The sequence below is a fragment of the Xanthomonas sp. fls2-241-TYG-148 genome (assembly GCF_030208815.1).
In the GTDB taxonomy this organism is placed as follows: Bacteria; Pseudomonadota; Gammaproteobacteria; order Xanthomonadales; family Xanthomonadaceae; genus Xanthomonas; species Xanthomonas campestris.
The window spans coordinates 138251-150189 of the sequence record NZ_JARVTE010000018.1 but is presented as its reverse complement, the minus strand read 5'-3'; the positions used below and the strand labels follow the sequence as shown (position 1 = coordinate 150189).

Genomic DNA, 11939 nt, shown 5'->3' with positions numbered 1-11939 from the left:
GATCATCGCAGGCACCGGGCCGGCTGCCATGGGCCGGAAGTCCCAACGCGTGCGTCAGGCTTGCAGTTGAGCTTGCTTCCATCCGCGCCGCCGCGTGTGCGGCCACGCCAGATCAGTCCTTGTGCACCACCACCAGGTGACGCTCGCCGTCCAGGCCGGGCACCTGCAGCGGATGCACCTCGCCTACGCGCCAGCCGGCGGGCAATGCGGCGATTTCCTCGTGCGGGTAGACGCCCTTCATCGCCAGCAGGCTGCCGCCCGGGCGCAGCAGATGCCCGCCGACGGCGATGATGCCGGCCAGCGTATCCAGCGCGCGGGCGGTGAGATGGTCGTAGGCGGCCGGTTCGTCCACGGCCTCGGCACGCGCCTCGGCCACGCGGGCATTGCCCAGCGTCAGGTGCCGCAGCGCCTCTCGCATGAAACGCGCCTTCTTGCCGTTGCTTTCCACCAGTGTGACCTGCAGCTGCGGGCGGGTGATTGCCAGCGGGATGCCGGGCAGCCCGGGGCCGGTGCCCAGATCGGCCAACGTGCCGCTGACGATGTAGGGCTGCATGGCCAGCGAATCGAGCAGATGGCGGGTGACCATCTCGCGCGGGTCGCGCACGGCGGTGAGGTTGTAGGTCTTGTTCCAGCGCACCAGCAGCGTCAGGTAACGCAGCAGCGGCGCGGCAAAGTCCGCATCCAGGGATTGGGCCTGCAGGCCGTTGGCCAGTGCGGCGGAGACATCGGGGGGAAGTGCGGCATCGTTCATGGCGCGATTATCGCAGCTGGCAGTGGCGCGGCGGGATTGGGGATTGGGGATTGGGAAGCGGGAAGCGGGAAGCGGGAAGCGGGAAGCGTCTGTAGCAGCACACGAGCACGGTGCACACCGACGCCAGCCAGCCCCTGATTCATACCGTGTCGGGCGCGATACAGCGGCGCATCCCCGGCGCGGCCTGACGCGTTCGGTGGGGGACGCGCGTCCGCCCGCCCGGCATCAGCGTGATCCCGGTCACGCGACTTCCACCAGTGCCCTTGGCGGACACGCGGCGGTCAAACAGCCGCGCTACACCTGCAGGCAGCCGCCGCTGACTGAAGGACTGCCCATGACCGCCTCCGATCCCGCCCGCCGCCGCGTGTTGCAAGGCTTAGGTGCCGGCCTGCTGTTGCCGGCCACAGCCGGCTGGTCCACACGCACGTTGGCCGCGCCGTCCGGGCGGCCGCTGATCACCGATGGCGTGCAAAGCGGCGATGTGCAGGGGGGCCGCGCGATCTTGTGGAGCCGCTGCGATCGCCCGGCGCGGTTGCGGGTGGAATGGGATACGCGACCGAGCCTGCGCCATGCACGGCGGATCGACGGCCCGCTGGCGCTGCCCACCCAGGATTTCACCGCACGCGTGGACCTGGCCGCGCTGCCGCCGGGGCAGGACATCTTCTACCGGGTGCGCTTCGAAGATGCACACAGCGGCGTGTTGAGCGCACCGGTGCATGGGCATCTGCGCAGCGCGCCACAGGCACGCGACAACGTGCGTTTCGTATGGAGCGGCGACACCGTGGGCCAGGGCTTTGGCATCAATCCGGACATCGGTGGCATGCGCATCTATTCGGCGATGCGCGCACGCAACCCGGACTTCTTCCTGCACAGCGGCGACACCATCTATGCCGATGGCCCGGTCCCGGCCGAACTCACGGTGGAAGACGGCAAACGCTGGCGCAATCTCACCACTGCGGCCAAGAGCAAGGTGGCCGAGACCCTGGACGAATTTCGCGGCAATTACCGCTACAACCTGCTCGACGACCATCTGCGCCGCTTCAACGCCGAGGTGGCGCAGGTGTGGCAGTGGGACGACCACGAAACCACCAACAACTGGTCGCCCGGTAAGCAGCTGGATACGCGCTACCAGGTGCGCGATATCGAGGTGCTCGCAACGCGCGCACGCAAGGCCTTCCTGGAATACGCGCCGATGCGCGGCGTGCGGGCCGACGGCGATGGGCGCATCTACCGCAAGATCAGCTATGGCCCGCTGCTGGATGTGTTCGTGCTGGACATGCGCAGTTATCGCGGTGCCAACAGCGACAACCTGCAACCGACACCGGGCGCAGATGCCGCGTTTCTCGGCCCGCAACAACTGGCCTGGCTGCAGCGCGAATTGGCCGGCTCGCGCGCGCAATGGAAAGTGATTGCCGCCGACATGCCGATCGGGCTGCAGGTTCCCGACGGCCAGGATGCGGATGGACGTGCGCGCTGGGAAGCCATTGCCAATGGCGACCCGGGCGTGCCGCGCGGCCGCGAGCAGGAAATCGCCGCATTGCTGCGTTTCATCAGCACCGCGCGTATTCGCAATACGCTTTGGCTCACTGCCGACGTGCACTACTGCGCGGCGCATTACTACCATCCGGATCAGGCCGCGTTTCAGCAGTTCGAACCGTTCTGGGAATTTGTCGCCGGCCCGCTCAATGCCGGCAGTTTCGGGCCGAATGCACTGGATGCCACCTTCGGCCCCACGGTGGTGTTCCAGAAGGCGCCACCGGCACCGAACACCTCACCGTTGGCAGGCTTTCAGTTCTTTGGCGAGGTGGAGATCGACGGCCACAGCGGCGTGCTCACGGTGACTTTGCGCGACCTCGATGGTGTGGCGCAGTTTCGCCAGCCGATCCTGCCGCACGGTGCATTGCCGCCTCACACCGCCAACGGGTAACAGGCCAGCGCCGCGCGGCAGTCGGGCGCGGCCAGCCATTCGTGCAGCTGCCAGCGCGCAGCCTCGCCCAGCGCCGGGTCGCACCAGTGCAGCTGCAGCGCACCGGAGGAAACCGGTGCAAACGCCAACCGGTGCAGGCCGAACGATAGCCCGTGGCCATGGGCCTTGAGCAGCGCTTCCTTGGCGCACCACAGGCGAAAGAACAGCGGCTGTTGCGTCTCGGCGGGCAGCGCCGTCAGCCAGGCGATTTCGTCCGGGTGGAAGAACCGCTGCGCGATGTCCAGCAAGCGGGGGCGTTCGCGGATGCGTTCCAGATCCACGCCCAGCCGCACGCCGTGGCCCAGCCCCACCAGCAGGTGATCGCCGCTGTGGCTCCAGCCGGTGTCCCACTCGGGCAGGGCCGGCTGCAAGGTCGGCCGCCCACGCGCGTCACGCTGCAGCGGCACCTGCGCCGGGTCCAGTCCCAGCGCCTTGCCTAGCAGTTCGCGCGCCTGCGGCTCGCCGCGTTCGCCATGCCGATGCGCACGCCGCCAGACCTGGGTGGTGCCGAATTGCCAGTGGTCCGCCTCCGCGGCTGGCTGCATGCCGGACGCCATCACGTGGCCTGCACCAACCCGAACCGCAGGCCGCGCCGTTCAGCGCGCTGCACAAGCGTTTCACGGCCGGCTGCGTTGAATGGCGCCCACGCACCAGCTCCGGTGCGAACGAACGAGGAGAGTGGCGGCATGGGCATCATCATCTGGTTGATCGTCGGCGGGATCGTGGGTTGGCTGGCCAGCATCATCATGCGGCGTGATGCGCAGCAGGGCATCATCCTCAACGTGGTGGTGGGCATCGTGGGTGCGTTGATTGCCGGTTTCCTGTTCGGCGGCGGCATCAACCAAGCCATCACGCTGTGGACCTTCGTGTGGTCGCTGGTGGGCGCGGTGATCCTGCTGGCCATCGTCAATCTGTTTACCCGCGGCCGCGTGCGCTGAGTCCAGCGCAGTGCTGTGAATACAACGCCCGGGCTTGCCCGGGCGTTGTTGTTTCAGCTGGCCAAGGGCTCACTGCGGTGCAACGCGATCGGCCGGGTGATGGATGCCGTCTTCCACCGGCACGGTGATGTTCAACGCATACGGGTTGACGCCCTCCAGGCAGCCGACGTTGTAGCCGTATTCGTTGGGATTGGAACGCCGGCGGTGGTGCGTGTAGATGCCGCACACCCCACAGAAATAATGCGCGGCTGCATGCGTGTTGAACTGGTACAGCCGCAACACGTCTTCGCCTTGACGCACGTGCAGGCCTTGCAGCGGCACCGACGCGACGATGGCCCCGCGCCGGCGACACATCGAGCAATCGCAGCGGCGCGGATCCACCAGGCCGTGCGGCAGGTCCAGATCGATCTGCACCGCCCCGCAGTGGCAATTCAACCGATGCACGGCGCCCAGCGTGACATCGCCCACCTTGTGCGTGCTGCGCCGTAGATGCCGCTCGCTCATGCGCCTGCCTCGGCCAGCCGCACCCACGCCGGTGCGTGGTCGCTGGGGCGCTCCCAGGTGCGCGGTTCGCGGTCGATGCCCGCCTCCACCGCGCGGGCGCGCAGCGCATCCGACACCAACGTCAGGTCGATGCGCAGCCCCAGGTTGCGGCGGTAGGCGGCCTGGCGGTAATCCCACCAACTGAAGTGGCCGGCATCGTCGTGATGCAGGCGAAAAGCATCGTGCAGGCCCAGCGCCAGCAGCTTGTGCAGGGCGCCGCGCTCGGCGGTGGAGGTGAGGATGTGGTTGTCGCTCCACACCTCCGGCTCGTACACGTCACGCGCGTCCGGGGCGATGTTGAAGTCGCCCAGCACCACCAGCTGCGGGTGGCGTTGCAGCTCCTGCGCGATCCAGTCGTGCACCGCCTCGAGCCAGCGCAGCTTGTAGGCGTACTTGTCGGTGCCGACGTCCTGGCCGTTGACCACATACAGATTGATGATGCGCACACCATCGACGGTGGCGGCGATGACGCGCTGCTGCACGTCATCGAACCCGGGGATGCCCATCTGCACCTCCAGCGCCGGCGAGCGCGACAGGATCGCCACGCCGTTGTAGGTCTTCTGCCCGCAGAACACGCTTCGGTAGCCCAGCGCGGCCAGTGCCGCATCCGGGAACTTGTGGTCTTCCAGCTTGGTTTCCTGGATGCCCACCACGTCCGGCGCAAAATCCGCCAGCCACTGTTGCAGGTGCGGCAGGCGCACGTTGAGCGAGTTGACGTTCCAGGAGGCAATCTTCATGGCGCGGACCGTGGTTCAAACCACCAATGGTACCGCGCCCTCGTCCATGGCCCGATCCGCCTCAGGGCTGTGGCGCGATGCGCACGCCCAGCTGGTTGGCCACCGGGCGCTCGCGGCCGGGGATGCCGGTGTGGATGGGGCGATTGAGCGCGCGCACATCACCGTCCACGCGTGCGGCCAGGGTGCTGGAGCCACCCCCATCGAGATTGATCGCTGCATGCGCGCCAAGTTGCTCGAACACGGCGGTGAGCGCGTCCAGTGTCATGCCGGCGCTGTAGCCGGGCTGGCGCCCGTCGGCCACCACCATCCACAAGGTGTGTCCGCTGCGGTCCAGGCCCACGGCGCTGCGCGGTTCGGGGCCATCGTAATAGGCGGCGCGGCTGGCTTCCCGCGGTTGACGCTTGCCATCGAGCAACAGCAAGGGACCTGCACCCACGCCCAGCCGCGACCCGGCCGGGCAGCTGCCGCGCACGATGCGCACCGCCTCGCGCTGGCTGACGCACAGCGCCGCGTTGACGCGGGGGTCGCTGGTGGCCGCCGCCGAATCGGTGCGGCCGGCGTCGATGGCCAGACCTTCGGCGGTAACGCCCTGGCCGGCGACCGGTACGAACGGCTTGTCCAGCAGATGGCCGCCATCGAAGGGCAGGAAGTAGTCGGCATTGATCGCCAATGCCAGCGCGCCGTCACGCACGAACGCGGTGGTGGGCGTGGCGCGGAATTCGCCGCCGTCGCTGCGGTCGCCGGGGGTGCCGACCAGCTGCAGGCCCGGCGTGGTGAGGTCGATCTGGGCGATGTGCAGCATCACCGGCTGCGCCCCGCCGATGGCTTGCCGCCAATAACGCACCCCCGGTGCCAGCGTAAGCGGTGCGGTGGGTGCGGGCACCGGCGCGACCAGCGGCTCGATGGTGACGCGCGCACGCGCCTGGGCCTGGTCCAGCACCGCCAGCACGTTGTCCAGCTGCGCCGGCGGCACGCGCAAGAGCAGGCGCTGGGTGGGCGCCAGCTGCAGCACCTGCAACAACCCGGCGCAGCGCGCGCCCGTGCACGGCGTGGCATCCATCCCCACCCGCGCCGGGCCGCGCGCGTCATCGCGCACCTGCAATGCCAGGCGGTTGCCTTCGGCCGGTTTGCAGCGGCTCACCGCCGCCAGCACATCCTGCGGCCACTGGCCCCAGCAGTCGCCGCTGACCACGGTTTCGATCGGCACGAACGGCACGCTGGCAGCGGGCGCGTTGGTCTCTGCACCGGCGGCAGCGCCGATCGGGGCCAGCACTGCGCACAGCAACGCGGCGGCACGCATCGGGTCAAAACGCATAGTCCACTCCAAGGTAATAGGCACGGCCGTTATCGAGCTGCTCGCGCATGAGTTGTTGCTCTGCACCGATCACGCGGGTGAGCCGCGCATTGCTGAGGTTGCGGCCCTGCAGGGTGAGCCGCAGCTGCGCGCTCAGGCGCCAGGCCAGCTGCGCGTCGTAGCTGGTGATGGCGTCGTAATAGCGGTCGTTGACGCGGTTGTCGGTGGCTGCGGAGATCAATTGCGCGCCGGTGTAGTTGGCGCTGATGCGCGCACTGAACGGGCCCACGTCGTACAGCAGCGACGCGTTGGCACTGCGCTTGGGCGATTCCATCAGCCCGGGCAAGCCGCGCTGGCTGCCATCGGCCATCTGTATCTCGGCCGTGCGCGGGTCGAGCACGGTGAGGTTGAGCATCGCGCCCAGGTTGGACCAGCCGCCGGGCAGAAAATCGAAGCGGCTGTCGATTGCGGTGAACTCGATGCCCTGCACCTGCGCGGTGCCGGCATTGATCGCCTGGGTGGTGGTCACCTGGTAGGTGCCGCTCAACCCGCCGGGATCGCGCTGGGTGTCGGTGCTGGTGGTGCGCACGATCTCGTCGTCGATGCGCTTGTGGAACAGCGCCACCGACAGTTGCGAGTCGCGGTCCGGGTACCACTCCAGCGACAGATCCAGGTTGTCCGAGCGGCGCGGGCGCAATTGCGGGTTGGCGATGCTGCGGTTGATGGTGAAGCCGGTGACATCCACCACCGGGCTGCTGTTCTGGCCGATGTCGCCATAGGTGGGCAAGCCAATCGTGCGGCTGCCGGCCATACGCAGCTTGAGTGCCTGGGTGATGTCCCAGGCGAAGTTCGCCGATGGCAGCAAGAAGCGGCGGTCGCTGTCGGCCGATTGCTGGACGTAGTTGCTGGTGCTGGTCAGCGGCTGCGGCACCGCGCTGAGCACGGTGCGCTGCAGGTATTCGTTGCGCAGGCCCAGCGTGGCCTGGGTGCGTGCGCCATGCCAGACACCCATCGCGTAGGCGGCACCATTGCGCTCATCGATGCGGAAATCACTGATCGCGCTGTTACGCGCATTGGTGTTGGCCAGCACGTAGGCGCCAGGTGCAGCAGCGGCGAACGCGGCCACCTTGCCGGGGTCGACCAGCAGCAGGCAGTTGAAATCGGCGTACGGGCAGATGCGCGCATCATCGGTGCCAACAGTCGCCAGCGTGACGCGCCCGGATGGATTGCGGCGCACTTCATCCAGGTTGTAGCGCTGTTGCAGATCGCGGTACTGCAGGCCGGTGCGCAGCCCCCAGCCTTGCGCGTCGGCATCGGCGTTCTGGCTGTAATCCAGCTTGACCGTGGTGGTGTCGGTGCTGCTCTTCTCAGTGCGGGTCAGGAAGTACGACTGCGTGTAGTTGGCCGGGTTGGCGTAGTACGCCGGGTCGGCCAGCGTGATGGTGGGCCGCGTGTCGCTGCCCAGCGCATAGCCAAAGCCCAGCCGCGCGGACGCGGCCGCCGCAAAGACGTCTTCGCGGGTGTCCTGCACATAGCGCCCGGTGGCGCGGTTGAGCACCAGATCCACATGGCCTTCGGGATTGAGCCGGAAGCTGCCGCCAAGCTGGGCGTAACGCAGCGTGCGGGTCTGGTCGAAACGGTTGGCATCCACCTGCGCGCTGCCCTGCGCGAACCGGCCGCTGTCGGCATCGGTCACCGCCGCATTGCCGACGCGGTTGATCCACTGCGAACGGCGTTGCTCGTCGTTGCTGTGCTCGAACACGCCGGCGCTGAGCGCAAGTTTCAGGCTGTCGCCATCGTCGTATTCCAGTTTGCCGAACGCGCTGCGGCGCTGGCGCACGTTGTCGTAGCTGAGCGGGCGAAACCGGTCCGGCGCGATCGCCAGACCATCGGTGTCCAGTGCCGGGGTGAGGTCCTGGCGGCGGCCGTTGGCGTAGTAGCTGTAACTGTCGATGGCGGTGTTCAACGACGACGAATCGCGGCGGAAGTAGTCCGCAGACAGCACCACGCCGAAGTGATTGTCCGGCCCGAAGGTCTGGCTGAAACTGCCTTGCACCTGCCCGGACGGCGTGCTGCCCTGCAGCTGCCGGCGGTTTTCCCAATCGGCCACATTGGCCCGCACGGTGGCGAAGCGGCCGTCGTGATCGAAGGCGCTGCGCGTGCGCAACGCAGCGATGCCGCCAATGGCATTGCTGTCCATGTCGGCGTTGAAGGTTTTGTAGATATCCACCTGCTGCGCCAGCGAGGCGGGAATGACGTCCAGCGATTGCACGCGCCGGCTGGTTTCGGTGGACGGCAGCGCCACGCCGTCGATCAGCACCGTGTTGTAGTCGGGATTGAAGCCACGCAGGCTCATGAACTGCGCTTCGCCGCGGCCGTTGTTGACCACCATCGAGACGCCGGGCACGCGCTGCAGCGCCTCGCCCAGGCCGAAGTCCGGGATCGAGCCGATGTCATCGGCCGCCACGCCATCGGAGACCACCGCCGCCTCGCGCTTGGCGCCAATAGCCTGGCGGATGGACAGGTGCTGGCCGGAGACCTGCACGGCATCCAGCTGCACCGGGGCGGTCTCGTCCCCGGCCGCGGCAACCACGGGTTCGGCGGCCTGCGCGCTCAGGCTGGCCGCGACACCCAGCGCCAGCAGACCGCGACGAGGGCAAAGAAAGGCGCTGAAACGTGACATGGCGCAACCAATGAGGGCAGAAGCTGCCAATTTAATAACTTACTGTGAATTAATTATTTCAGCCGCAGCCGGTATGCTTGCGCGTTGCTCTTCCGCCCTGCTCGCCCATGCCGTCCTCGACCGCCTTCGCCGCGCCCGCGCACCGCCAGCCCTTCGAAGGGCTGAGCCTCAATGAGCGCGACATGCTCAACCGCCTGCGCCTGGCCGGCGTGCTGACCCGTGCCGACCTGAGCCGTGGCACGGGGCTGACCGTGCAGACCGCGGTGCGGTTGATCGAAAGCCTGCAGGCGCGCGGCATGGTGCGCATGGGCGAGGGGCTGGCGCGGCCTGGCCGCGGCAAGCCGGGCATCGCGGTGTCGCTGCGCCCCGGCCATGGGCACACGCTCGGGGTCTCGATTGCCACCGACGCGCTGACCCTGGCGCTGATGGACTTCGCCGGGCAGGTGCTCGGCGTGCAGGAGCTGCCGCTCACCGACCCCAGCGCCGCCGGCGTGCTGGCGCAGCTGCAGGCCGGCGATGCTGTGCTGCTGGCCAGCCTGCCGCATGCGCCCGGCCCGCGCCTGGGCATCGGCGTGGCGATGACCGGGTTCTTCACCGGCCAGGACGGGCGTATCAATCCGCCCGACCCGTTGCGTGCGCTGGGCGAGTTCGCCCTCTGCCCGTGGCTGGCCGAGGCCTGCGCGCAGCCGGTGTGGATGGACAACGACGGCAGCGTGGCCGCCGCCGGCGAGGCGATGCTCGGAGTAGGCCGGCGTCATCGCGACTTTGCCTATCTGTATCTCAGCTACGGCCTGGGCGGCGGCCTGGTGATCAATGGCCAGGTACTACGCGGCGCACGCGGCAACGCCGGTGAATTCGCCGGCATGCTGCCCGCGCAGCGGCTGGAACGCGCCACGCTGGAATTGCTGCGCGAGCTATTGGCCGAAGACGGCGTGGAGCTGCCGGATATCCGCGCACTGCTGGCCGCCTACGACCCGCGCTGGCCGGCGATCGAACGCTGGCTGGCGCGTAGTGCCCCGGGTGTGTCGCTGATCGTCTCGGCCATCACCGCGGTGTGCGACCCGGAGGCCATCGTGTTCGGCGGCCGCCTGCCTGCGGATCTGGCGCGCCGCCTGATTGCCGCGGTCCGCATCGACAACCTGCCACGCCGCGGGCAAGCACGCCCGATGCCACTGCTGCTGCCGGCCGAAGCACCGACCGATGCCTGCGCGATTGGTGCGGCGACATTGCCGTTGCAGGCGCGCTATTTCGGTTGACTGGCTGCACCACGGTTAGGTGCGTCATCTAGGTGCGTCATCGGCTGCGCGACGACAGCAGGCATCGAAGATCTCCCACGCCAGGGTGCGTGCCTGCGCGCCCTGCTGTTCGCTCAAACCGTCGAGCAGTTCCTCCTCGCCTTGCAACGCTGTGGAAGCATCGTGCGATGAACCCGCAGGTTGGCGCGCGGCCAGGCGCCAGGCCGCGGCATACACCGGGTCAGGCGCACGCAGCAGCGGTGATGCCACCACCTGCGCCAGGCTCTCGATGGCATCGGGCTGCCCCTGCAGCGCCAGCAACTCCAGCGCGCTGACGATCGAGGCCATCTCCCGCTCGTCATTGGGCGCCAGCCGTGCCTGCTGGCCGGCGGGTGTCGCGGCGGCAGTGGCTTGCATCATCTGCGCGGCACGTTGCGCCAACAGATAGCGCTGCGCGGCCAGGTCGCCACGCGCCGCCGCTGTACGCAGCAGCGCGTCGACCTGTTCTGGCGGCATCGCCGTGCACAGCGCCTGCTCAGGCTGCGCGGTTGCGCCACGGGCGATCTGCGCCGTGCGTTGCTGCAGCCGCTCGGTGCAGGCAAGCGCCTGCATCGCAGTGTCGAACAGGTCGCCTGATGTTGCGTGTCGAACGGGCGCACGAGCGGCGACCTTCACCGCCGCTGGTACGGCCACGACGGCTGCAGCACGGCCCGCGGAGTTCGCCGCACCGTGCATGCACCACGCCACCACCAGCGCGGCGACTGCCAACACGGCCGCCAACACCCAGCGTGATCTGCCGACGGCAGCGCGCGCAACGGGGACGGACATCTCCATCGGTTCCTGCCTTTAGCGCAGCGCCGCTTCCAACGCCGCGTGATCGAACTGCAACGGGTTGGCCTGCCGCAGTCGCTCCAGCGCGGCCGTCGCCGCCTGCTCACGCAACTGCACCTCGATCTGCCCGCGTGCGGTCTCCAGCGCGGCGGGGATGCGCGCGTCCACACGGATCAGGTGATAGCCCTCTGGCCCACGCACCGGTGCCGATACGTCGCCCACGCCCAGCGCCTGGACCGGGGCAGCGAAGACATCGGCAACGTTGCGCAGGAAGATCGACGACAGTTCGCCGCCCTCTGCGGCCGTGCTGCCATCGTCGGATTCGCGCTTTGCCACTTCCTCGAACGGCGTGCCGCTGTCCAGCTGACGCTTGAGCTGCTGTGCACGGGCCAATGCCTGCGCATCGCTCAGCGGCGTCCCACGGCGAGCATCGCCTTGCGGCTGCAGCGCCACGAACACATGGCTCAAGCGGACTTCGTCATAGTCGTGCGGGTGCGCGTTGAATTGCGCCTGCACTTGCGCTGCATCGATGTGTGCCGTGGTGCGTGCGCGCCGCTGCATCGCGTCGGCAAGGATGGCGTCAGTGGCCTGGCGGAGCTGCACAGCGACCACCGGGTCGTCTTGCAGGTGCACCTGACGTGCCTGATCCAGCAGCAGCCTCCGGTCGGCAAACGCGCGGACAAATGCCGGGTCAGCCGCACCGGCCGGGTTGGCGCCCTGGGGCAGATCCGCCAGCGCAAGCGCGCGATATTCCGGCGCAGTAAACGCCTGCTTGCCGATCTGTAACACCGTGGTGACGCCGTGGGATACGCCGGAATCGGCGGTGGCGGCCTGCGCCGACGGCACGCCAGCAATCAGACCCAGCGCAAGCGCGCCGGACAAACAAAGGGACTGCAACATGCAAGAGATCTCCGTGATGACAGGCCCCGACGACGGGCAATGCCGCCGTCGGGGCCACTGG

Annotated in this window: 11 protein-coding genes; 3 read left to right on the top strand and 8 right to left on the bottom strand. The window is 68.3% G+C overall.

Annotated elements, in window-relative coordinates; all coding sequences use genetic code 11:
* Positions 1-112: 112 nt before the first annotated feature.
* Positions 113-751 (bottom strand): 16S rRNA (guanine(527)-N(7))-methyltransferase RsmG, encoded by a 639-nt coding sequence (gene rsmG / locus QRM60_RS17125; RefSeq protein WP_115577905.1) that lies wholly within the window; start codon positions 749-751, stop codon positions 113-115.
* Between the two features lie 334 nt (positions 752-1085).
* Between rsmG and QRM60_RS17120 the strand changes: the two genes are divergently transcribed.
* Positions 1086-2678: an alkaline phosphatase D family protein gene (locus QRM60_RS17120; RefSeq protein WP_285446687.1), complete on the top strand. Its 1593-nt coding sequence runs from the start codon at positions 1086-1088 to the stop codon at positions 2676-2678.
* Here the strand turns inward: QRM60_RS17120 and QRM60_RS17115 are convergent.
* Complete coding sequence (locus QRM60_RS17115) at positions 2660-3274, bottom strand: 4'-phosphopantetheinyl transferase superfamily protein (RefSeq protein WP_285446686.1); 615 nt, start codon at positions 3272-3274, stop codon at positions 2660-2662. The genes QRM60_RS17120 and QRM60_RS17115 overlap by 19 nt on opposite strands.
* A gap of 129 nt (positions 3275-3403) precedes the next feature.
* Between QRM60_RS17115 and QRM60_RS17110 the strand changes: the two genes are divergently transcribed.
* Positions 3404-3655, top strand: coding sequence for a GlsB/YeaQ/YmgE family stress response membrane protein (locus QRM60_RS17110; protein ID WP_039404974.1), 252 nt, complete (start codon positions 3404-3406; stop codon positions 3653-3655).
* A 69-nt stretch (positions 3656-3724) separates the two neighbouring features.
* Here QRM60_RS17110 and QRM60_RS17105 read toward each other — a convergent pair whose 3' ends face one another.
* The 4 genes from QRM60_RS17105 to QRM60_RS17090 form a co-directional block, all read right to left on the bottom strand.
* On the bottom strand, positions 3725-4159 hold the full coding sequence (locus QRM60_RS17105) for a GFA family protein (RefSeq protein ID WP_014506121.1): 435 nt from the start codon (positions 4157-4159) through the stop codon (positions 3725-3727).
* Positions 4156-4935 (bottom strand): exodeoxyribonuclease III, encoded by a 780-nt coding sequence (xth, locus tag QRM60_RS17100; protein ID WP_011039115.1) that lies wholly within the window; start codon positions 4933-4935, stop codon positions 4156-4158. Before xth ends, QRM60_RS17105 begins: the two co-directional genes overlap by 4 nt.
* 61 nt (positions 4936-4996) lie before the next feature.
* Positions 4997-6250 carry a phosphodiester glycosidase family protein gene (locus tag QRM60_RS17095; protein ID WP_285446685.1) on the bottom strand — a complete coding sequence of 418 codons (1254 nt, stop codon included), beginning with the start codon at positions 6248-6250 and terminating at the stop codon, positions 4997-4999.
* Entirely contained in the window at positions 6240-8912 is a 2673-nt protein-coding gene (locus QRM60_RS17090; RefSeq protein WP_285446684.1) for a TonB-dependent receptor, read from the bottom strand. Before QRM60_RS17090 ends, QRM60_RS17095 begins: the two co-directional genes overlap by 11 nt.
* A 107-nt stretch (positions 8913-9019) precedes the next feature.
* On the opposite strand from QRM60_RS17090, the gene QRM60_RS17085 reads away from it, so the two are divergent.
* Positions 9020-10168: an ROK family transcriptional regulator gene (locus QRM60_RS17085; protein WP_115557267.1), complete on the top strand. Its 1149-nt coding sequence runs from the start codon at positions 9020-9022 to the stop codon at positions 10166-10168.
* Positions 10169-10192: 24 nt separating this feature from the next.
* Here the strand turns inward: QRM60_RS17085 and QRM60_RS17080 are convergent, their stop codons facing one another.
* Positions 10193-10882, bottom strand: a complete 690-nt coding sequence (locus QRM60_RS17080; protein WP_238595621.1) for a hypothetical protein — start codon at positions 10880-10882, stop codon at positions 10193-10195.
* 111 nt (positions 10883-10993) lie between these two features.
* Complete coding sequence (locus tag QRM60_RS17075; protein WP_161962906.1) at positions 10994-11878, bottom strand: peptidylprolyl isomerase; 885 nt, start codon at positions 11876-11878, stop codon at positions 10994-10996.
* Positions 11879-11939: the final 61 nt, after the last annotated feature.